Origin of the sequence: Nonomuraea terrae (genome assembly GCF_004348995.1) — a bacterium.
Lineage (GTDB): Bacteria > Actinomycetota > Actinomycetes > Streptosporangiales > Streptosporangiaceae > Nonomuraea > Nonomuraea terrae.
Map to the genome: position 1 here is coordinate 14,060 of NZ_SMKQ01000031.1, position 20,781 is coordinate 34,840.

The 20,781-nt window shown below is 71.6% G+C and carries 19 protein-coding genes and 1 pseudogene; 11 read left to right on the top strand and 9 right to left on the bottom strand.

Annotated features, from left to right (window positions below; genetic code table 11):
• Positions 1-28: 28 nt before the first annotated feature.
• Positions 29-1,000, bottom strand: a complete 972-nt coding sequence (locus tag E1286_RS13630; protein WP_132612325.1) for a helix-turn-helix transcriptional regulator — start codon at positions 998-1,000, stop codon at positions 29-31.
• A gap of 163 nt (positions 1,001-1,163) precedes the next feature.
• Here E1286_RS13630 and thrS point away from each other — a divergent pair, with 163 nt between their 5' ends.
• The 4 genes from thrS (at position 1,164) to E1286_RS13650 (ending at position 5,975) form a co-directional block, all read left to right on the top strand.
• On the top strand, positions 1,164-2,405 hold the full coding sequence (thrS, locus tag E1286_RS13635; protein WP_281282674.1) for a threonine--tRNA ligase: 1,242 nt from the start codon (positions 1,164-1,166) through the stop codon (positions 2,403-2,405).
• 89 nt (positions 2,406-2,494) lie between these two features.
• Positions 2,495-4,486: a TRAP transporter permease gene (locus E1286_RS13640; RefSeq protein WP_223189928.1), complete on the top strand. Its 1,992-nt coding sequence runs from the start codon at positions 2,495-2,497 to the stop codon at positions 4,484-4,486.
• Complete coding sequence (locus tag E1286_RS13645) at positions 4,483-5,433, top strand: TAXI family TRAP transporter solute-binding subunit (protein ID WP_132612331.1); 951 nt, start codon at positions 4,483-4,485, stop codon at positions 5,431-5,433. The genes E1286_RS13640 and E1286_RS13645 overlap by 4 nt, the downstream gene beginning before the upstream one ends.
• Positions 5,434-5,462: 29 nt before the next feature.
• The gene (locus E1286_RS13650) at positions 5,463-5,975 is read left to right on the top strand and encodes a DUF1850 domain-containing protein (protein WP_165969721.1); all 513 of its coding nucleotides are present in this window, start codon (positions 5,463-5,465) and stop codon (positions 5,973-5,975) included.
• Here the strand turns inward: E1286_RS13650 and E1286_RS13655 are convergent.
• Complete coding sequence (locus E1286_RS13655) at positions 5,870-6,841, bottom strand: magnesium transporter CorA family protein (RefSeq protein WP_132612335.1); 972 nt, start codon at positions 6,839-6,841, stop codon at positions 5,870-5,872. The two genes, E1286_RS13650 and E1286_RS13655, sit on opposite strands and share 106 nt — an antisense overlap.
• Entirely contained in the window at positions 6,841-7,548 is a 708-nt protein-coding gene (locus E1286_RS13660) for a DUF72 domain-containing protein (RefSeq protein WP_132612337.1), read from the bottom strand. The genes E1286_RS13655 and E1286_RS13660 overlap by 1 nt, the downstream gene beginning before the upstream one ends.
• Positions 7,549-7,619: 71 nt before the next feature.
• Here E1286_RS13660 and E1286_RS13665 point away from each other — a divergent pair, with 71 nt between their 5' ends.
• Complete coding sequence (locus E1286_RS13665; protein ID WP_132612339.1) at positions 7,620-9,128, top strand: YibE/F family protein; 1,509 nt, start codon at positions 7,620-7,622, stop codon at positions 9,126-9,128.
• A gap of 41 nt (positions 9,129-9,169) precedes the next feature.
• Here E1286_RS13665 and E1286_RS52025 read toward each other — a convergent pair.
• Positions 9,170-9,904 (bottom strand): annotated as a pseudogene (locus E1286_RS52025) (IS5 family transposase); the annotation flags it as partial.
• Positions 9,905-9,964: 60 nt separating this feature from the next.
• Complete coding sequence (locus E1286_RS13675; protein ID WP_132612341.1) at positions 9,965-10,822, bottom strand: NAD(+)/NADH kinase; 858 nt, start codon at positions 10,820-10,822, stop codon at positions 9,965-9,967.
• Positions 10,823-10,921: 99 nt separating this feature from the next.
• Between E1286_RS13675 and E1286_RS13680 the strand changes: the two genes are divergently transcribed.
• Positions 10,922-11,779, top strand: coding sequence for a DUF72 domain-containing protein (locus E1286_RS13680; protein ID WP_132612343.1), 858 nt, complete (start codon positions 10,922-10,924; stop codon positions 11,777-11,779).
• Positions 11,780-11,806: 27 nt separating this feature from the next.
• Here the strand turns inward: E1286_RS13680 and E1286_RS13685 are convergent, their stop codons facing one another.
• The 3 genes from E1286_RS13685 to E1286_RS13695 all read right to left on the bottom strand — a co-directional run bounded on the left by E1286_RS13685 (position 11,807) and on the right by E1286_RS13695 (position 15,110).
• Positions 11,807-13,129, bottom strand: coding sequence for an enolase C-terminal domain-like protein (locus tag E1286_RS13685; RefSeq protein ID WP_246074831.1), 1,323 nt, complete (start codon positions 13,127-13,129; stop codon positions 11,807-11,809).
• An 8-nt stretch (positions 13,130-13,137) separates the two neighbouring features.
• Positions 13,138-14,052: a 5-dehydro-4-deoxyglucarate dehydratase gene (gene kdgD, locus E1286_RS13690; protein ID WP_132612345.1), complete on the bottom strand. Its 915-nt coding sequence runs from the start codon at positions 14,050-14,052 to the stop codon at positions 13,138-13,140.
• Between the two features lie 134 nt (positions 14,053-14,186).
• Positions 14,187-15,110 carry a LysR family transcriptional regulator gene (locus tag E1286_RS13695; protein WP_132612347.1) on the bottom strand — a complete coding sequence of 308 codons (924 nt, stop codon included), beginning with the start codon at positions 15,108-15,110 and terminating at the stop codon, positions 14,187-14,189.
• Positions 15,111-15,279: 169 nt separating this feature from the next.
• Between E1286_RS13695 and E1286_RS13700 the strand changes: the two genes are divergently transcribed.
• Genes E1286_RS13700 through E1286_RS13720 form a run of 5 tightly spaced genes read left to right on the top strand, consistent with a single transcriptional unit; the run spans position 15,280 to position 20,039 of the window.
• The gene (locus tag E1286_RS13700) at positions 15,280-16,287 is read left to right on the top strand and encodes a tripartite tricarboxylate transporter substrate binding protein (protein ID WP_132612349.1); all 1,008 of its coding nucleotides are present in this window, start codon (positions 15,280-15,282) and stop codon (positions 16,285-16,287) included.
• Between the two features lie 13 nt (positions 16,288-16,300).
• A complete protein-coding gene (locus tag E1286_RS13705; protein WP_132612351.1) occupies positions 16,301-16,837 on the top strand; it encodes a tripartite tricarboxylate transporter TctB family protein in 537 nt (178 codons plus the stop codon).
• Positions 16,838-16,846: 9 nt separating this feature from the next.
• The gene (locus E1286_RS13710) at positions 16,847-18,376 is read left to right on the top strand and encodes a tripartite tricarboxylate transporter permease (protein ID WP_132612353.1); all 1,530 of its coding nucleotides are present in this window, start codon (positions 16,847-16,849) and stop codon (positions 18,374-18,376) included.
• Positions 18,373-18,768 carry a universal stress protein gene (locus E1286_RS13715; RefSeq protein ID WP_132612355.1) on the top strand — a complete coding sequence of 132 codons (396 nt, stop codon included), beginning with the start codon at positions 18,373-18,375 and terminating at the stop codon, positions 18,766-18,768. Before E1286_RS13710 ends, E1286_RS13715 begins: the two co-directional genes overlap by 4 nt.
• Positions 18,765-20,039: a glucarate dehydratase family protein gene (locus E1286_RS13720; protein WP_132612357.1), complete on the top strand. Its 1,275-nt coding sequence runs from the start codon at positions 18,765-18,767 to the stop codon at positions 20,037-20,039. The genes E1286_RS13715 and E1286_RS13720 overlap by 4 nt, the downstream gene beginning before the upstream one ends.
• A 3-nt stretch (positions 20,040-20,042) precedes the next feature.
• Here E1286_RS13720 and E1286_RS13725 read toward each other — a convergent pair whose 3' ends face one another.
• Positions 20,043-20,777 carry a FadR/GntR family transcriptional regulator gene (locus E1286_RS13725; protein WP_132612359.1) on the bottom strand — a complete coding sequence of 245 codons (735 nt, stop codon included), beginning with the start codon at positions 20,775-20,777 and terminating at the stop codon, positions 20,043-20,045.
• Positions 20,778-20,781 lie beyond the last annotated feature (4 nt).

The following is a 20,781-nucleotide window of genomic DNA, read 5'->3' on the forward strand; positions in this document are numbered from 1 at the left end:
TATAGCAGCCGATTCATCGGTCTTCAAGCTAGGTGTCGAGGCGGCACAGGCCCTCGGCGAGAGCCTTGGTGGTGAGGCGGGTGCGGCTGTCGCAGCCGAGTTTGGCGAAGATGTGCTCCAGGTGCGTGGTCACCGTGCGGACGCTGAGCACCAGCGCGGCGGCGATCTGCGGGTTGGAGTCGCCGGCCGCCACCCGGGTGAGCACGTCGAGCTCGCGGCCGGTGAGGTCGTACGGCAGCGGGCACGGCCGCTCGGCGGCGACGGCCCCTTGGAGCGTGCCCTGGAAGCCGACGCCCGCCCGCAGCAGCCGCACCTCGTGCCAGCCGCCGTCGCCGCCGAGCCACAGCCCGTGCCGGCTCAGCTCGCGTGAGTCGATGAACGCGCGCGCGTACGCGGCCATCGCCGGGTCGTCCCACAGCACGACGGAGGTCTCGCGGCCGGGGACGCGGCGGCGGGTGCCCAGCCGGTCGTAGGCGACCGCGCGGAAGCCTGGCGGCAGCCCCACCGGATCGATCACGCACCTGCTCAGGTCGGTCACGTGGGCCAGCATGGGGGTGACGGCGGCCAGCAGCGCCGCGGTGAGCCGCGGGAAAGGGTCCTTGGAAGCGAGGTGGAGCAGGCCGGTGTAGCGGCCCTCGCTCAGGAACAGCGGCGCCGTCAGCCCCGCCCGCCAGCCGTAGGGGGCGAGGTGGCGCCGGAAGTAACGCTCGGTGCCGGGCTCGGGCATGGCGACCGGCGCGCGGGTGGCCAGGGCCCTGCGGTAGGCGTCGAGCCCGGCGTACTCCTCGGCGGCGTCGCGGTCGATGCGGGGGTGGCCGTCGGAGACGACGCTGTGGTGGCGGCCGGTGGCCGGGTCGAACGCGACGAACTCGTAGGCGTCGAGCGGCACCACCCGGCGCAGCGCCGCCATCGCGCCGTGCGCGCCGCCGCCGGCCGCGACCTGGTATCCGACCTCGGCGAACGCCCGGAGCCGACGCACGTCCAGGGTGATCTCGGCCACGCAAGGTTTATATCATTTGCCGAATTCCGCGCGACGCTTTACCGAACCTCGCATCACCCGGCAGCCGGAAAACGGGGCGGCCGGTCGTGTGTACGGATGTTAGGGTCCTGTCCATGCAGCGCGCCTTCGTCACGACGACGCCGGACCCCGTCCCGGCGCGCTGATTCCATGCTTCCCGGGCGGACGCCCGGGAGCACGGTCGTTCGCCCTTTCCCGCGAAAGGTTGATCATGAACGACCACCGCAGGCTCGGCCGTGAGCTCGGCATCTTCGACACCGACCCGCTGATCGGCTCCGGCCTGCCCTACTGGTTGCCCGCCGGGGCGGCCGTGCGCAAGGCCGTCGAGGACTACGTGCACGAGCTGGAGCGCCGCGGCGGCTACCTGCACGTCAACTCACCCGTCCTGGGCAAACGCGAGCTGTACGAGCGCTCGGGCCACTGGGCCCACTACGCCGACGACATGTTCCCGCCGATGCGGGTGGGCGGCGAGGAGTTCGTGCTGCGGCCCAGCCTGTGCCCGCACCACGCGCTCATCTACCGCTCGCGCGGGCGCGGCCGCCGGGAGCTGCCGCTGCGCATCGCCGAACTGGGCGGAATGTACCGCTCGGAGCTGTCCGGGGTGCTCGGCGGGCTGACCAGGGTGCGGGCCATCCAGCTGAACGACGGGCACGTGTTCTGTGCGCCCGAGCAGGCCGCGGCCGAGGTGTCGGCGGCGCTCGACCTCATCGAGGCCGCGCACGCCCAGCTGGGCATCAGCGCCGCCCGTCACCGGCTCTCGCTGCGCGGCGACGGCGCGAAGTTCGTGGACGACCCCGGCATGTGGGAGCGCTCGGAGGCGGTCCTACGCGCGGTGCTGAAGGAGCGCGGGCGCGACTTCGACGAGGAACGCGGCGAGGGCGCCTTCTACGGGCCGAAGATCGACATCCAGATCGCCGACCCGGCCGGGCGCGAGGCCACCCTGTCCACCGTCCAGGTCGACTACTTCCAGCCCGAGCGCTTCGACCTGCGCTACGCCGGCGGGGACCGGCCGGTCATGGTGCACCGCAGCGTCGTCGGCGGCATCGAGCGCCTGGTCGCCCACCTCGTCGAGGTGCACGGCGGCGCGTTCCCCGCCTGGATGGCGCCCGTGCAGGCGGTGGTGCTGCCGGTGTCGGACGCCGAGCTGCCCGCCGCCGAGGACGTGCTGCGCCGCTGCCTGGCCGCCGGGCTGCGGGCGGAGCTGGCGCCGGCGGACCGGGGCAGCCTCGGGGCCCGGATCAGGGCGCACCGGCTGGTGCCGTACCAGCTGGTGGTGGGGCCGCGCGAGGCGGCGGGCAGTGGCGCCTCGGTACGGCTGCGGGACGGGCGCCAGGCGGGCGACGTGCCCGTCGAGCGGCTGGCGGCCGAGGCGCGGCCATTGTTCTGAAGCGGGGAAATCAAATAGGTAACGGCCTCTTCCCTAAATAGGTAAAGCGCTCATAAAGTCCCTGCAACGCCGTGTCGGGGAGGAGCGACTTGACCGAGCTCAGCAGTCGTGAGGCGGAACTGGTTTCCGCCCACGAGCAGGAACGACCGGCACGGCGGCTCGGCGGGCCCCTGCGGCTCGGCGTGTGGGTCGCGGGCGGGCTGCTTTCCGCGTATTCGCTGGTGGTGGTGTTCCAGCCGGTGGAGGCGCTGCAACACCGCATGACCTTCCTGGCGGTGGCGCTGCCGCTGGTCTTCCTGTCCTACCGCTCGGGGGTGTCGTCTCTGGCGCGGCGGCTGCTGCGGCGCCCGCCCCGCGAGCAGCCGCCCGCGCCCGTCGCCCAAGGGGCGGCGGAGGCGCCGCGGGAGTGGCCGAGCGTCGGCGACTGGCTGCTGGCCGCGGCCTCGCTGGCCGTGCTGCTCTACCCGCTGATGAACATCGACGCCTTCCGCGACCGCGGCTCGGGCGCGGCGCTGACGGAGCTCGACATCGTGGCGGGGCTGGTGCTGACGGTGCTGCTGCTGGAGGCGGTACGGCGCACGGTCGGCTGGGCACTGACCATTATCTGCGTCATTTTCCTGATTTATGCCTATTACGGCGCATATTTGCCGATTAACTGGCCGATCGGGCACCGTGGCTTCGACCTCAGCCAAATCGTCTCGCAACTCTATACGGGCACCGAGGGCTTCTTCGGCGTCCCCATGCAAGTAGCCGCCAGCTACATCATCCTTTTCACGATTTACGGCGCTGTACTGGACTTTTCCGGCGCGAGCCGGTTCTTCATCGACCTGAGCTTCGCCGCCTTCCGCAGGTCCCGCGCCGCTCCCGGCCGCACGGTGACGATGGCCGGCTTCCTGCTCGGCACCGTCTCGGGCTCCGGTGTGGCCACCACGGTCAGCCTGGGCAGCGTCGCCTGGCCGGTGCTGCGCCGGGCCGGCTATCCCAGGGAGCCCGCGGGCGGCATCCTGGCCGCCGGCGGCATCGGCGCGATCCTGTCGCCGCCCACGCTGGGCGCGGCGGCGTTCATCATCGCCGAGTACCTGCGGGTCAGCTACCTCGAGGTGCTGTTGTACGCGACGATCCCGACGCTGCTGTACTACCTCGGCATCTTCCTGGCCATCGAGGTCGACTCGCGCCGCTTCGGCACCCAGGCCGTGCCGGTGGACGCGCCCAAGGCCGGTCGGCTGCTGCTGCGCTTCGGCTACCACTTCAGCTCGCTCATCCTCATCGTCGTGCTGATGGCGCTGGACCGCTCGGCGTTCCAGGCGGTGGCGATCGCCACGGCGGTGGCCTTCCTGCTGTCGTTCCTCGACCCGGCGCACCGGATGGGCCCCAAGCGGGTGGGGCAGGCGCTGGCCAAGGGCACGCTGGAGGTGCTGCCGGTGACCGCCGTGTGCGCGGCGGCGGGCATCATCGTCGGCGTCATCACGCAGACCGGCCTCGGGCTCAACCTGGCCGACATCATCGTCAGCCTGGCCGCGGGCAACCTGCTGCTCACCACGGTGCTGGCGGCCGTCGCGGTGCTGCTGCTGGGCCTGGCGGTACCGGTCACGGCGAGCTTCATCATCGCCGCCGTGATCATCGGCCCGGCGCTGTTCCAGCTCGGCGTCTCGCAGGCCGAGGCGTACATGTTCGTCTTCTACTACGCGGTGCTGTCGGAGGTGAGCCCGCCCACGGCGCTGTCGGCCGTCGCGGCGGCCGCGATCACCGGCGGCAACACGTACCGGACGATGATGATGACCTGGCGCTACACGCTGCCGGCGTTCCTGGTGCCGTTCGCCTTCGTGCTGACGCCGAACGGGCAGGCGCTGCTCTTCCAGGGGCCGATCGGCACCGTGCTGCTGATGACCGCGGTCTCGGCGGTCGCCGTCGCCGCGCTCGCCATGGCGACCGGCGGGCTGAGCGGCGTGCCGGAACGCCTGCTCGCCGCGGTGGCCGCGGTGCTGCTGCTGTTCCTCGAGCCCGTCCCCATCGTCGCCGGCCTGGCCGTCCTGGCCGTGGCCGCCGCCGTGCACCTCGTCAGAAGAAGGAGAACAGCGTGAAGCGGATTCTCGCGATAGTCGCCATCGCCGTCCTGGCCGCGGCGGGCTGCGGAGGCGGAGCCGCGGGCGGCGGCTCGGGCAACCGGCTGTCGATCGCCACGGGCGGCACGACGGGCGTCTACTACGTCTACGGCGGCGGCCTGGCCAAGCAGCTCTCGTCGAACATCGCCAACACCCAGGCCACCGCGTCGGTCACGTCGGCCTCCGTGGAGAACATCAAGCTGCTCGCCTCCGGCCGGGCCGACATCGCGTTCTCGCAGTCCGACACGGCCGCCGACGCGGTCAACGGCAAGGACACCTTCACCGCCCCGCAGCCGATCAAGGCCATCGCCCGCATCTACGACAACTACGCGCACGTCGTGGTCTCCCCCGGCGTGGAGGCGAACACGGTCGCCGACCTGAAGGGCAAGCGCGTCTCGCTCGGCCCGGCGAACTCCGGCACCCAGGTCGTGGCCCGGCGCATGCTGGAGGCGGCCGGGGTCAATCCCGACACCGACATCTCCAAGCAGCAGCTGTCGATCAACGAGTCGGTGCAGGCCGCCAAGGACGGCACCATCGACGCGTTCTTCTGGGTCGGCGGCGTGCCCACGGCCGGCATCACCGACCTGGCCACGAGCAAGCCCGACATGAAGATGCTCGACACCTCCGACGTGCTGCAGACGATGCAGGCCACCTACGGCGAGCAGTACGTCTCGCTCGACGTGGACATGTCCGTCTACAAGCTGTCCGACTCGATCAAGACGGTCGGCATCGCGAACGTGCTGCTGGTGCCCGACTCGATGGACGAGCAGCTCGCGTACGACATCACCAAGACGCTGTTCGCGAAGAAGGCCGAGCTGACGGCCGTGCATCCGGAGGCGGAGAAGCTCGACCCGGCGCTCGGGCAGCAGGTGGCGCCGGTCCAGCTGCACCCGGGCGCGGCGCGCTACTACCAGGAACAGGGCTGATCCGACTGCTGCCGGCGCTGGCGGCGGTGGTGGCGCTCTGCTCCGCCGGCGGCGCCGGGCGCCTGACCGTGAACGGCCTGCCGGTGTCCGGCCGGGCGTTCGCGATCGGGTACGTGCATTCGATCTACCAGGCGCCCTCCGCGGAGGTGTTCACCGTGGAGGGCCGCCGGTTCACCATGCGGGCGGTCGTGTCGGGCAGCGGGGGCGTGCTCGACTACTACGCGCTGGACGGCGAGCGTTCCCGCACCCCGGACGGCGCGTGGGTGCTGCGGCTGGCCGAGCCGGCGACGTACGAGGAGCTGTCGTTGCTCACCACGTCGATCGGCCGCAGGACGCTGATCTCCGGTGGCCGCTGCCTGCCCCTCAGCCGGAGCGGTGAAGTGCGCCTGGCCCTGGAGCTCACCCTGGACGTGCGGGGCGAGCCCTGCCCACGGCTCTACAGCCAGTCCTTCTTCTTGAAGACGGCGTACAGCGCCACCGAGGCCACCGCCACCAGCATCGCGGACATGAAGAAGCCCCACGGCTGGCCGGAGCCCGGATAGGGCACGTTCTGACCGTAGAAGCCGGTGATCATGGTGGGCACGGCGATGATGGCGGCCCAGCCGGTGACACGCTTCATGATCTCGTTGAGCCGGAAGCCCTGCTGGGACAGGCGGGTCTCGCGGACGTTCGCGAGCATCTCGCGGATGGACTCGACCGCCTCGTTGACGCGCACCACGTGGTCGCGGACGTCCTCGTAGTACGGGGTCATCACCCGGTCGCCGACGATCTCCTGGTCGCGGCGGAGCAGGGTGCCGAGCACCTCGCGCATCGGCATGGTGACCTTGCGCAGGCGGGCGGTGTTCTTGCGCAGCGTGTACATCTCGCGCTGCAGCGTCCTGCCGTCGCGCACCTCCTCCTCGAACAGCGACTCCTCCAGCGCCTCGGCCTGCCCGTCGAGGTCCTGCACCACCGCCATGTGGCGGTCGACCACGTAGTCGAGCAGGCCGTGCAGCAGGAACGTCACGCCGTGCCCGGCCAGCCGGGAGGTGGCGTCCCAGCGCCGCATGACCGCGCCGATGTCGAAGTGCTCGTTCTCCCGCACGGTGACCAGGGCGTTGCGGGTGACGAAGACGTTGACCTCGACCGGGATGACGCGGTCGCCCTCGCAGTGCACGCCGTAGACGGTGACGAACAGGTGGTTGTCGTAGACGTCGACCTTGGGCCGCTGGTGGTCGTTGAGCACGTCCTCGACGGCCAGCTCGTGCAGGCCGAGCTCCTCGCTGATCACGCCGAGGTCGGCGGCCGACGGCGAGCACAGGTCGAACCAGACCGTGCTGGCGGGGTCGGCCAGGTGGTCGGAGACCTCCTCGACGGGGAAATCTTTCTTTTCGAGGACGCCGTTGCGGTAAAGACGCGTGTGCAGCACTAGCAGAGTGTGGCAAATCGCCGGGCGTTACGCACGGCCGCGCCTCCCGGATCGTTGTTGAAGTACACGTACGCGTCCTCCCAGCCCGCCTCCCGCACGCGCCTGACCCATGACCGCAGCGCGGTCTCGCCGTACTCGAAGCCCGCCCGGCCCTCGTGCAGGCGCACGTAACCCCAGCAAGCCGTGCGCCAGGGCGGGTTCTGCGGACGGCCCAGCCGGTCGGCCCAGCACAGCGCGGCGCCGCGGGCGAGCAGGATGTCGCGCACCTCGTCGGTCCACCACGACGCGTGGCGCGGCTCGACGGCCACCCGCACGTCGCCGGGGAAACAGGCCAGGCACCGGTCGAGCCGCTCGGGCGCGGCCTTCAGCGTCGGCGGCAGCTGCAGCAGGATCGGGCCGAGCTTCTCCTTCAGCTCCGAGGCCGCTCCCATGAGGCGCCGTACGGGCTCCTCCGGGTCCTCCAGCCGCTTGATGTGGGTCAGGAACCTGCTGGCCTTGACCGCCATCACGAACCCGGGCGGCGTGCGGTCGCGCCAGGCCGCGAACGACTCGGCGCTCGGCAGCCGGTAGAAGGCGTTGTTGCTCTCCACGGTGGGGAACTCGGCCGCGTACGTCTCCAACCAGAGCCGCTGCGGGACGCCCGGCGGGTACAGCACCCCGCGCCAGTCCTTGTACTGCCACCCCGAGGTGCCGACCAGCCACGTCATGCCATTGCCCCTGCCCCGTGCGCCGGGGTGCAGTACTGTCCTGTCCGTCACCGAGGAGGACGTTTCACGCGATGGGCGCCAATCACGCGCACGGCACCGCCGTGCCCATGTCGCGGCGCACGATGGTGGCCGGTCTGGCCGTCCTCGTGCCGCTGGCGGTCATCACGCTGGCCGCGCTGCTGTGGCTGTGGCCCGAGGGCAAGGCCAGGGAGGCCGCACCGCAGTCCGGCGTCGAGCGGCTCACCGGCACGGTCACCGCCGTCACCCTGAAGAGCTGCCCCGTGGTCCCCGACGGGTCGCCCCGGCCTGACCCGGCCACCTGCGGCACCGCGACCGTGACCGTCACCGAGGGCGCCGACGCGAGCCAGGACGTCCAGCTGCGGCTGCCGAGCGGGCCGGGCGCGCAGCACTTCGCCGCGGGCGACGACGTGATCCTGCTGCGCGACGCCGACGGGGCGTACCAGATCTCCGATCACGACCGGGCGGTGCCGCTGTGGATGTTCGGGGCGGCGTTCGCGCTGGCGGTGATCGCGTTCGGCCGGTGGCGGGGGGTCACGGCGCTGGTGGGGCTGGCGGTGACGTTCGTGCTGCTGCTGACGTTCGTCATCCCGGGCATCCTGGAGGGGCGGCCGCCCATGCTGGTCGCCATCGTCGGGGCGGCGGCGATCATGCTGGCCGTGCTCTACCTCACGCACGGCTTCTCCCCGACCACCTCGGTGGCCGTGCTCGGCACGCTGTCCAGCCTGACGCTGACGGGGTTGCTGTCGTACGGCGCGCTGGGGTTCGCCCGGCTCAACGGCGTCACCGACGACAGCGCGCTGGCGCTGGACATGAGCCTGCCGATCGACACCCAGGGCCTGCTGCTGGCCAGCATCATCATCGGCGCGCTCGGGGTGCTCGACGACGTCACGGTCACGCAGGCGGTGACGGTGGCCGAGCTGGCGCACGCCAACCCGTCGTACGGTTTCGCCCGCCTCTACCGGGCCGCCGCGCGCATCGGGCGGGCGCACATCGCCTCGGTGATCAACACGATCATCCTGGCGTACGCGGGGGCGTCGCTGCCGCTGCTGCTGCTGTTCAGCATCGGGGAGCAGCCGCTCGGCGAGGTGATGGCGACGCCGGTGATCGCGCAGGAGATCGTCCGCAGCGTGGTCGGCACGCTGGGGCTGATCGCCGCGGTGCCCATCACCACGGCCCTGGCCGCCCTGACCGCCACCCGCCGCCCCGAACCGCCCGCCGGGCAGGGCGACGGCCCGCCCCGGAGGCCGAGCGACGCCCTTCCGGCCAGGCGCTCCCGGCGGCGCGACGACGTGCCACGCGACGACGACTTCTTCGCCCCGCTCCCCGACGACGAGGACTTCTTCTCCCCCGAGCGCCACGACGGCGTCGCCCCGCGCAGGGCCGCCCCGAGGGATTCCAGGGACGCCGGCCCGCGGCCCGCCCACGACGGCGCCGCCCGGGCATGGCCCGGCCACGACGGCGCGGCGCCGGTCGAGACCGAGAGCCTTTTCACGCCGCAGCAGCACCCCGACGCGGGGGCGGAGCGGCCCGCCCGGCACCGCCGGCGCTCTGGCGGCTGAGCGTCTAGGGCCTGTATCGAAGTCGATCCCTTGCTGGGGATGGTCGCTTTGATGCCCCGCCTGCGCAGGTAGGCGCGATCTGCCTTGGAGGTGTAAGCCTTATCAGCGAGTACCCGATCCGGACGGGTACGGGGACGCCCGCCACGCAGACGCGGTACGCGGATGCCGTCGACGACCGTGGTGAACTGCGGGCCATCCCCACGCTGACCGGCGGTGAGCACGATCGACAGCGGCTTTTGCCCCTGCTCACACGCCAGATGCAGCTTGGTGCCCCATCCTCCCCGAGACCCGTCCCAGCCCACGATCAGCCGGCTCCACCCGACTCCCACCGGGCGGCTCGGCCTGAAGATCCCCCTTTTCCGCGCCCCTGCGGCGTGCTGATGGGCGCCGGCGATGGTGGAGTCCACGCTGACATCCCAAGTGATGCGCCCGGCCGCGTCCGCCAAGGCTTGCAACGCCGTCAAGATCTGCTGCCAGGTGCCATTTCGCGGTAATCGCCGGAACAACGCATACACCGCCGACCAGGATCCGTAGCAGGCGGGCACATCGCGCCAGGGTGCACCGACCCGTACCCGCCGGCGGATCCCATCGATCAACTGCCGCCTGCTGGACAACGACGGCCGTCCTGATCGCTTCGCCACCGGCAGCAACGGCTTCAGCACCGCCCACTGCGCATCCGTCAGGTCGAACCGCCTCGTCACCGCTGAGGTGGCCACGAGGTCTCCGGCACTCGGTGTGTCTTGGTCGACCGACCATCTACCGGCGGCCTCTCTCATCGTCGATCTGCGAGCCCGAAGCGCAGGCCGGCTCACACCACAGCGACTTCGATACAGGCTCTAGCAGGGTTCGACGCTGCCGTCGACGCGGAGCTTGCGGCGGGCGCGTTCGTAGAAGGTGGTGCCGAGGCGGACGACCTTGGCCGCCGCCGGCCAGGCGGACACCGTGATGGAGTCGCCAGGCGACAGGTGGCCGACCACGGCCCCGTCGACCTCCACCGCCAGCCGCCCGCTGGTCGGCAGCACCTGGAGGGCGACCTCCTCGTCGGCGGGCAGCACCAGCGCCCGGTTGAACGCCGAGTGCGCGGCGGCGGCCACCACGAGCACCGCCTCCACGCGGGGCGAGACGAGCGGCCCGCCGGCGGAGAAGCTGTAGGCGGTGGACCCGGTTGAGGTCGCCACGATCACGGCGTCGGAGGCGTACCGGACGAACGGGCTCCCTGCCGGGGTGACCATCACCCCGGCCAGCCCCTCCCCCGGGGTGCGCACGAGCGCGATGTCGTTGAACGCCGTCACCTCGGCCCCCGCCACCTCGGCGCGGATCGCCATGCGCGGCTCGATGGTGTACGCGTGCGCGTCGATGGCCGACAGCGTCTGCTCCAGCTCGTCCACGTCGATCTCGGCGAGGAAGCCGAGCCGCCCCAGGTTGACCCCGAGGATCGGTGTCGGCCGCCCGGCCAGCAGCCGCATCGTGCGCAGCATCGTGCCGTCGCCGCCGAGCCCGACCAGCAGGTCGGCCCGATCCACGAGCGTCGCGGCGTCGACCGCCACCGCCGAGCAGTCGATGCGGTCCACCTCCTCGTGCAGCCCGAGAACGGTGACGCCTTTCTCCGCGGCCCAGCGGAGGATGATCTCGATCGCCTTCTTGGAGTCGCGGCGAGGATGCAGCACCAGCCCGACCGTCCCGACCATGCCCATGTGGTCAGCCTACGTGGCCCGGACCGGCGGCGGTCGCGCCGCCCTCCGCCGAGATGCCGAGATGCCGAGGGAGCGCCGGCTTCGGTAGCGTCTTGCGCCATGCGGCTTCATGTGGGATGCGCGATGTGGACGCACGCGCGCTGGCAGGGGCGCTTCCTGCCCGCCCGGCTCCCTCCCGGCGACCGCCTGCGCGCCTACGCCTCCTGGTGCGACGCGGTGGAGGGCAACACGACGTTCTACGCGACCCCGTCGCGCGAGACGGTCGAGTCATGGGCCCGGCAGACGCCCGCGGACTTCCGGTTCGTGGTCAAGCTGCCCAAGCCGATCACCCACGAACACCGCCTCATCGGGGCCGAGGACGAGCTGCGCGCGTTCCTCGACGCGATGGAGCCGCTGGGGCCGCGCCACCACGCCCTGTGGGTGCAGCTGCCCGGCTCGTTCTCCCCCGCCGACGTCGGCGCGCTGGCGGCGTTCCTGCGCCGGCTGCCGCGCGGCCACCGCTACGCCGTCGAGGTGCGCCACCCCGCGTTCTTCGCCGAGGAGCGCGCCGAGCGCCTGCTCGAACGCGTCCTGGCCGGGGCGGGCGCGGAGTGGGTGCCGTTCGACACGACCGTGTTGTTCGGCAGCCCGCCGACCAGCGACGCCGAGCGCGACGCGTGGACGAAGAAGCCGCGGGTGCCGCGGCGTACGCGGGCGCTGACCGGCCATCCGATCGTCCGCTACCTGGGGCGCGACGCCGAGGAGCGCACGGTGCAGGGCTGGCGGCCGTGGGTGGACACGGTCGCGGAGTGGCTGCGTGAGGGCCGCTCCCCGACCGTGTTCGTGCACACGCCCGACAACGCCGACGCCCCGGCGCTCGCCCGCCGCTTCCACGACGAGGTGCGGGCCCGCCTGCCTGAGCTGGCCCCGCTCCCCGAGCCGGTCGCCGCGGACGAGCCGCCGCTGACGCTCTTCTGAAGCCTCAGCGCACGAGCTTGTGAAGCCTCAGCGCACGAGGCAGGGCCGCTTCGGGTCGAACACCCAGCCCTCGATGAGGAACCGCATCGCCACGGCGTCGTCCCGAGCGCCGAGCCCGTGGACGAGGTACAGCTCGTGGGCCGCCGCCAGCGCGTCCCGGTCGAGCTCGACGCCCAGGCCCGGCGTGTCGGGCACGTCGATCGCGCCGTCGGTGATCTGGAACGGCTTCGTGGTGAGCGCCTGGCCGTCCTGCCAGATCCAGTGCGTGTCGAGTGCCGTGATCTCGCCCGGGGCGGCCGCCCCGACGTGCGTGAACATCGCCAGCGAGATGTCGAAGTGGTTGTTGGAGTGCGAGCCCCACGTCAGCCCGAAGTCGTGGCAGAGCTGGGCGACGCGCACCGACCCGGCCATCGTCCAGAAGTGCGGGTCGGCCAGCGGGATGTCGACCGCGTTGGAGCGGATGGCGTGCGCCATCTCCCGCCAGTCGGTCGCGATCATGTTGGTCGCGGTGGGCAGGCCGGTGGCGCGGCGGAACTCGGCCATCGTCTCCCGCCCGGAGAAGCGGCCCTCGGCACCGCACGGGTCCTCGGCGTAGGCGAGCACGCCGCCGAGATCGCGGCAGAGCCGGATCGCGTCGGCGAGCAGCCAGCCGCCGTTGGGGTCGAGCGTGACGCGGGCCTCGGGGAAGCGGGCGGCCAGCGCCCTGACCGCCTCCACCTCCTCCTCGCCGGCCAGCACGCCGCCCTTGAGCTTGAAGTCGGTGAAGCCGTAGCGCTCCTGCGCGGCCTCGGCCAGTGCGACGACGGCGTCGGGGGTGAGCGCCTCGCGGCGGCGCAGGCGCGACCAGCGGTCGTCGCCGCCGTCATCGACGGCATACGGCAGGTCGGTCCTGCCTGCGTCGCCGACGTAGAAGAGGTAGCCCAGCATCGGCACGCGATCGCGCTGCCGGCCCTCGCCGAGCAGCTCGGCCACCGGCACGCCGAGGTACTGGCCGTGCAGGTCGAGCAGGGTGGATTCGAGGCCGGTGACGGCGTGCACGGTGGTGCGCAGGTCGAACGTCTGCCGCCCGCGCCCCCCGGCGTCGCGGGCGGCGTACCGCTCGGCGACCGCCCGCAGCAGGCTGCGGTAGCGGGCCACCGGCCGGCCGACGAGCAGCTCGGCCGCCTCCTCGACCGTCCGGCGGATCGCCTCGCCGCCGGGCACCTCGCCGAGGCCGGTGCGGCCGTCGGAGTCGGTGGTGATGACGACGTTGCGGGTGAAGAACGGCGCGTGCGCGCCGCTGAGGTTGAGCAGCATGCTGTCGTGCCCCGCGACGGGGACGACCTCGACACGCTCGATCGTGGGAGACACCGCGGCTCCTAGCTGATCTTGTTGACGAGGGCGGTCAGCTCGGCGAGCTCGTCCTCGGTGAGGTTCGACAGCGGCGGCCGCACCGGGCCGGCCGGGCGCCCGACGGCGGTCAGGCCCGCCTTGATGATGGACACGGCGTACCCCTTCGTCCGGTCGCGGATGTTCAGGTACGGCACCACGAACTCCTTGATGCGCCGGTAGACCGCGTCGCGGTCCTGGGCCCGCACGTCGGCGTAGAAGTCGAGCGCGTACTGCGGCACGAAGTTGAAGATGGCCGAGGAGTAGGTGCTCATGCCGAGCTGCAGCAGCGGCAGGGCGAAGGTCTCGGCGGTGGGCAGGCCGCCGATGTAGGCCAGGCGGTCGCCGACGGCGGCGTAGATGCGGGTGAGGTTCTCGATGTTGCCGACGCCGTCCTTGAAGCCGACGAGCGTGGGGTTCCGCTCGACCAGGGCCTCGACGGAGCGGTCGACCAGGACCGCGTTGGCCCTGCTGTAGACGATGACGCCGAGCCCGGTGGCGGCGCAGACCGCGGAGACGTGCTCGACCAGGCCCTCCTGGCCGGCCTCGGTCAGGTAGGGGGGCATGAGGAGCAGGCCGTCGGCGCCAGCGGCCTCGGCGGCCTTGGCCTGCGCGACCGCGTTGGCGGTGCCTCCGGTGGCCGGTGCCACGACCGGCACCCGGCCGCCGACCTCGTCCACCGCCGCGCGCACGACCCGGTCGATCTCCTCAGGGGTCAGCGAGAAGCCCTCGCCCGTGCCTCCCGCGGCGAACAGGCCCGCCACCGGGTACCCGCTCAGCCAGGACAGGTGCTCGCGGTAGCGGGCCTCGTCGAACTCCAGGTCCTGCGTGAAGTGGGTCACGGGGAAGGACAGCAGGCCGCTTTTGAGCTGCGTGGCGAGCTCTTGTGGGGAGTAGTCGGGCATGACGGTCGCTCCTCGTTTGACGTGCGGCCGCGGGAGGCTCCACGAGGCCGGTCTGGTCTGTCGCCCGTCAGGCTAAGGAGGAGGAGTGATTCCTGTCCAAGTGCGATTCTGTATCCGTCGATACCGGCAGGGCATCATGACGGCGACTCCAGGTCCGGCAGGAGATCCAGCACGCGGGCGAGCGCGGGGTTGGTGGAGCCGCGGTCCCAGATGACGTGCAGCTCGACCGGTTCGTTCGTGGCGCCCCCGCCGGGGTCGAGGGGATCGCCGCCGCCGCGTACGAGGTCGCAGTAGGCCACGTGCCGGACTCCGAGCGAGCGGGCGCTGGCGGGCACCAGTGCCACGCCGCGCCGGGCCGCCACCAGCAGCACGGCGGTGAGGATCTGGTGGACCTGCTGCTCGATGCGCGGGTGGGCGTTGGTCAGGAACCGGACGGTCAGCTCGTGGAAGTACCGCGACTGGACGGGGTTGTAGCTGATCACCGGCAGGCCGTCGAAGTCGTCGGGCGCGAGCGGCCGGCCGAGCCCGGCCAGCGGGTGGCCCTCGGGCACCACGGCGCACAGCGCCTCCCGGAAGACCACGCGGGAGTCGAGCGTGGCGATGTCGAACGGCGGCCGGGCCAGGCCCAGGTCGAGCTCGCCGCGCAGCAGGCCGTCCACCTGCCCGGCGGTCACGCGTTCGTGCAGGATGACGTCGATCTCGGGCAGCTCCTCCGCCAGCCGCTTGAGCAGCGTGCCGAGCATGCTGATGGCCGAGACGGCGGTGAACCCCAGCCGTACGGTGCCGGCGGCGCCGCTGGCGATCCGGCGGGCCCGGTCGCCGGCGGTGTCCACGAGCGAGAGCATGCGGCGCGCGTCCTCCAGGAAGCCGCGGCCGGCGTCGGTGAGGATCACCCGCCGGTTGTCACGTTCCAGGAGGGTCACGCCGACCACGCGCTCCAGCTTCTGGATGTGGCGGCTGAGCGGGGGCTGCGTCATCCGCAGTCGGGCGGCCGCGCGGCCGAAGTGCAGCTCCTCGGCCACAGCCACGAACGCCCTGATTTGGTCAAGCGTTAGCATGATGCGCAGACTGTATCACTCGATACCGAAATGAGCCTGGACAGGCATCGAGCCTGGTACCTAGTCTCCGGAGACTACAGAGCGGAAACCTTGCCGTAACCTGACGCGACCCCCTGTCCGCTCCATGACAGTCCCGGGTGGCGCCGCCCCCGCACGAAGGAGTAGTCCCATGCCGAGATACCGGACCATCCCCCGCCGCGTCCTCATGGGCGTGCTCGGCGCCACCGCCGCGATCACGCTGACCGCGTGCGGTGGTGTCAAGACGACCTCCTCCGGCGGCGGCGACGGCGAGTATCCGACGGGCAACATCGAGTTCAGCGTCGGCGCGTCCGCCGGCGGCTCCACCGACCTGATCACCCGGGCCCTGGCCCAGGGCATCGGCAAGGAGCTGGGCGTCTCCGCCCCGGTCATCAACAAGCCGGGCGCCAACGGCGCGCTCAACGCCAAGGAACTGCAGGCCGCCAAGCCCGACGGCTACAAGATCGCGGTGCAGAACGCCTCGCTCTTCACCATCACGCCTCTCACGGTCTCGCCCGAGGAGGCCACGAAGATCGAGGACTTCGACGTCATCACCGGCATCTCCCGTGACGACTACGTCATGGCCACCAGCGCCGAGTCCGGCTACAAGTCGATCGACGACCTGAAGAAGGCCGGCAAGACCATCCGGTACGGCACCACCGGCGTCGGCACCGGCGCCCAGCTCGCCTCGGCCCTGACGTTCAAGAGCGCCGGGATCGAGTCCACGGCGGTGCCGTTCGACGGCGGCGCCCCGGCGCTGACCGCGCTGCTGGGCAACCAGGTCGACGTCTCGACCATGCAGATCGGCGAGGGCATCGAGAACATCAAGGCCGGCAAGCTCGTCCCGCTCGCCGTCTTCTCCGCCGAGCGCATCCCGTACCTGCCGGACGTCAAGACGGCCAAGGAGCAGGGCTACGAGGTCCAGGTGACGCAGTACCGGTTCCTGACCGCGCCGAAGGGCACCCCGGAGAACGTCAAGACACGCCTGCTGGACGCGGCCAAGAAGACGTTCGCGACGCCGGAGTACAAGCAGTTCAACGAGCAGAACTCGCTCACCCCGATGGAGATCTCCCCCGAGGAGGTCCTCAAGGCGCTGCAGAGCGACACGGCCACGTACAAAGAGCAGCTGAACGAGTTCGGCATCAGCCTGACCGGCTGATCGAGGAGTGAGCATGTCTCAGCCCGACCCCACGCCGTCCGGCGTCGCGGACGCCGGCCTCCAGGAGGAGGTCGAACGGCTCCACGCCGAGATGGAGGAGGCGCGCCCGCCGCACGCCGGCCCGATCTCCCAGGCCGCGGCGGCCCTGGTGGCGCTCGTCGTCGGCGTCCTCGCGGCGACCGGCTCCTACGCCCTCGGGCTGGGGCGGCTCACCCAGCCCGGCCCGGGTCTGTGGCCGTTCGCCATCAGCGTCGTCATCGTCGTTCTGTCCGTGGTGCTCCTCGTGACCGGCCGCAGGCTGGAGGACACCGAACGCTTCTCGAAGTCGAGCCTGCTCACCGCGGTCGCCCTGGTGACGCTCGTGGCGCTCGCCGCGCTGCTGCCGGTGATCGGCTTCGAGATCCCCTCGCTGCTGCTGACGTTCGTGTGGCTGCGCTGGCTGGGCAAGGAGTCGTGGCGGTCGTCCATCGTGATCAGCATCGGCGCCGTGGCGGCGTTCTACGTGATCTTCGTTCTGCTGCTGCAGATCCCGCTCCCACGCCTCATCTGAGAAAGTCGCATGGACATCTCCCCGATCCTCAATGGCTTCGGCGTCGTGTTGGAGCCCACGAACCTCCTCTACTGCCTCGTCGGCGTCATCATCGGCATGCTCATCGGCGTGCTGCCCGGCCTCGGGCCCGGCGCGACGATCGCCATCCTGCTGCCGATCACGTACGGCATCGACCCCGTCTCGGCGATCATCATGCTGGCGGGCATCTTCTACGGCGCCCAGTACGGCGGGACCATCACCTCGGTGCTGCTGCGCCTGCCGGGCGAGGCGTCCTCGGTGGTCACCGTCTTCGACGGGTTCGCGCTGGCCAGGCAGGGCCGGGCGGGCACCGCGCTGGGCATCGCCGCCATCGGCTCGTTCGTCGGCGGCACGGTCTCGATCATCGGGCTGACGGTGCTGGCCCCGGTCGTCGCCGGCTTCGCGCTCGACTTCGGCCCACCGGAGTACGCGGCGCTCGGCATCCTCGGTGTGCTGCTGGTCTCGGCGATCGGCAACGGCAACCGGCTCAAGGCCGTCATCGCCGCCTGCGTCGGTCTGCTGATCGCGACGGTGGGCCGCGACACGTTCACCGGCGCCGAGCGCTTCACCTTCGACAGCCTGAACCTGGCCGAGGGCATCGACTTCATCCCGATCGCGATGGGCCTGTTCGGCCTGAGCGAGATCCTCTACAACATCGAGGAGCGGCACAACCAGGTGCACTCCCCCGCGAAGGTCGGCAACGTGTGGCCCTCGCGCAAGGATCTCGGCCAGGCGAAGGGCGCCATCGGGCGCGGTTCGCTCATCGGCTTCCTGCTGGGCGTGCTGCCCGGCGGCGGCGCGGTGCTGTCGTCGCTGGCGGCGTACGCGGTGGAGAAGCGCCGCGCCAAACAGCCCGAGCGCTTCGGGCGCGGCGCCGTCGAGGGCGTGGCCGCTCCTGAGACCGCCAACAACGCCGCGGCCACCTCGTCGTTCATCCCGTTGCTGACGCTCGGCATCCCGGCGAACGCGACGATGGCCCTGATCTTCGGCGCGCTGCTCATCCAGGGCATCCAGCCGGGGCCGCAGCTCGTCACCGAGCACCCCGACGTGTTCTGGGGCGTCATCAACTCGATGTACATCGGCAACATCCTGCTGCTGATCATGAGCATCCCGATGGTCGGCGTGTTCGTGCGGATCCTGCGGGTACGCCCGGCCATCCTGGCGCCGATCACGGTGCTGATCACGCTGCTGGGCGCGTACACGGTGCGCAACCAGGTCTACGACATCTTCCTGGTCATCGGGTTCGGCGTGCTCGGCTACCTGATGAAGAAGTTCGGGTTCGAGCCGGGGCCGCTCGTGCTGGCGTTCGTGCTGGGCTCGATGATCGAGAGCTCGGCACGGCAGTCGCTGCTCATCTTCGGCGGCGACCCGGCCGGGTTCCTCACCCGTCCCATCTCGGGCACCGTGCTGGCCGTGGTCGTGATCGTGGCGGCCTGGCCGCTGATCCGCAAGGCGCTGCCCCGCAAGAAACCGGCCGCCGTTCCCGGCGACTCCGATCGTGTGGAGGAGAAGACCCCATGACCATCCTCGTCGGCTACCTGCCGACGCCCGAGGGCGAGGCCGCCGTGGAGGCGGGCCTGCGCGAGGGCGCGCTGCGCGGCGAACGCGTGATCATCGTGAACTCACCGCGCCGGGGCGCCCCCGTCGACGAGCACATGGTCGGCGAGGCGGCCCGCGACGAGCTGCTCCGCCGCGCCAAGGAGGCCGGCGTCGAGGCCGAGGTACGCCAGCCACTGCACGACGACGACCTGCCGGAGACGTTCGACCGGCTGGTGGAGGAGACCGGCGCGAGCCTCATCGTCATCGGGCTGCGGCACCGGTCGCTGGTCGGCAAGTTCGTCCTGGGCAGCGCGGCGCAGCGGATCCTCATGGAGGCCGAGGTGCCGGTGCTCACCGTGAAGGCCGCCAGGTGAGCGCGCCGGTCGCGGGCCGGGTCAGCCGGGTCACCGTGACCCCGGTCGCCTTCCGCGACCCGCCGCTGCTCAACGTCGTGGGCGTGCACCAGCCGTACGTGCTGCGGGCGATCGTCCAGGTGCACACCGACGAGGGGCTGGTGGGGCTCGGGGAGACCTACGCCGACCAGGCGCACCTCGACCGGCTCGGCGCGGTGGCCGCGGCGCTGCCCGGCGCGGACGTGTTCGATCTGTACGGCCTGCGCCGCGTCGTGACGGAGGTGCTCGGCGCGTCCACGGGCGGGGCGGGTGCGAGCTTCGGCGGCATGCTGGAGGTCTCCAGCGCGGTCGACACCGTGGCTTCGCCGTTCGAGGTGGCCCTGCTCGACCTGCAGGGCAAGGCGCTCGGGCGGCCGGTGAGCGACTTGCTGGGCGGCGCCGTGCGCGAGCGGGTGCCGTACTCGGCGTACCTGTTCTACAAGTGGGCCGGCCACCCCGGGTACGGCGAGGACACGTGGGGCGAGGGCCGCACGCCCGAGCAGATGGTGGCCCAGGCCCGCCGCATGGTCGACGAGTACGGCTTCACGGCGATCAAGCTCAAGGGCGGCGTGTACGAGCCCCGCCACGAGATCGAGACCGTCGAGGCGCTCGCCGCCGCGTTCCCCGGTCACCGGCTGCGCATCGACCCGAACGGCGCCTGGACGGTGGCGACCTCGATCGAGGTGGCCGGGCGGCTGTCGGGCGTCCTCGAGTACCTGGAGGACCCGACGCCGGGCATCGAGGGCATGGCCGAGGTCTCCCGGCACACCGATCTGCCGCTGGCCACGAACATGTGCGTCATCGCCTTCGAGCACCTCAAGCCGGCCGTGGCCGCCGACGCCGTGCAGGTCGTCCTGTCGGACCACCACCTGTGGGGCGGGCTGCGGCGTTCGGCGCTGCTGGGCGGCATCTGCGAGACGTTCGGGATGGGGCTGTCGATGCACTCCAACTCGCACCTGGGGGTCAGCCTCGCGGCGATGACCCACCTGGCCGCGGCCACCCCCAACCTCACCTACGCCTGCGACACCCACTACCCGTGGAAGACGGAGGACGTCGTGAGGCCGGGGGTGCTGGAGTTCCGCGACGGCGGTGTGGCCGTGCCCTCCACGCCGGGGCTCGGGGTCGAGCTGGACGAGGACGCGCTCGCCGCCCTGCACGAGCAGTACGTGACCTGCGGCCAGCGCGGCCGCGAGGACACGGCGTACATGCGCTCGATCGTCCCCGGCTTCACGCCCAACACCGCCCGCTGGTAGCGGTCAGGGGGCCTGCAGCCGCGCGCGCGAGTTGGACAGGTGCAGCCGCATCGCGGCTCGCGCGGCGGCGGCGTCGCGGTCGGCGATGGCGCGGTAGATGTTCTCGTGCTCCAGCGTCACCCGCGTGAGGTGGGTGGCGTCGGAGACGGTGTAGACGTGCTCCAGGCGGGTACGCGGCAGCATGATCATCATGGGGCCGAGCGAGGAGAGCAGGTCGGAGTAGAACCGGTTGCCCGACGCGAGCGCGATCTTGAGGTGGAACGCGAAGTCGGCCTCGACCGCGTGCCCCGGCTGCTCGCCGGAGCGCCCGAGGTCGACCAGCGCCCGCTCGACGGCTTTCAGCTGCAGGTCCGTACGCCGCTCCGCGGCCAGCCCGGCGGCCTCCGACTCGACGCCGATACGGAACTCGATCATGTCGAGGACGTCGCGGTGGGTGCGGACGCGGGACGCCTCGACGGAGAAGGCCGTCGAGGCGGGCACGTCCAGCACGAACGAGCCGCGCCCCTGGAACGTCTCGACCAGCCCCGCCGCCTGGAGCCGCGAGACGGCCTCGCGCACCACCGTGCGGCTCACGCCGAACTCCTGGATGAGCGAGGATTCGGTCGGCAGCTTCTGGCCCGGCTGGATCTCGCCGGCCAGGATGCGCGCCTTGAGCCGCTCGACCAGCTCGTGGGCGAGCCCGCGCCCGGTGTCGCGGTCGAGCTTCTCCCCTGAGCGGGGCTGGTGATCGGGCGGCACGGCT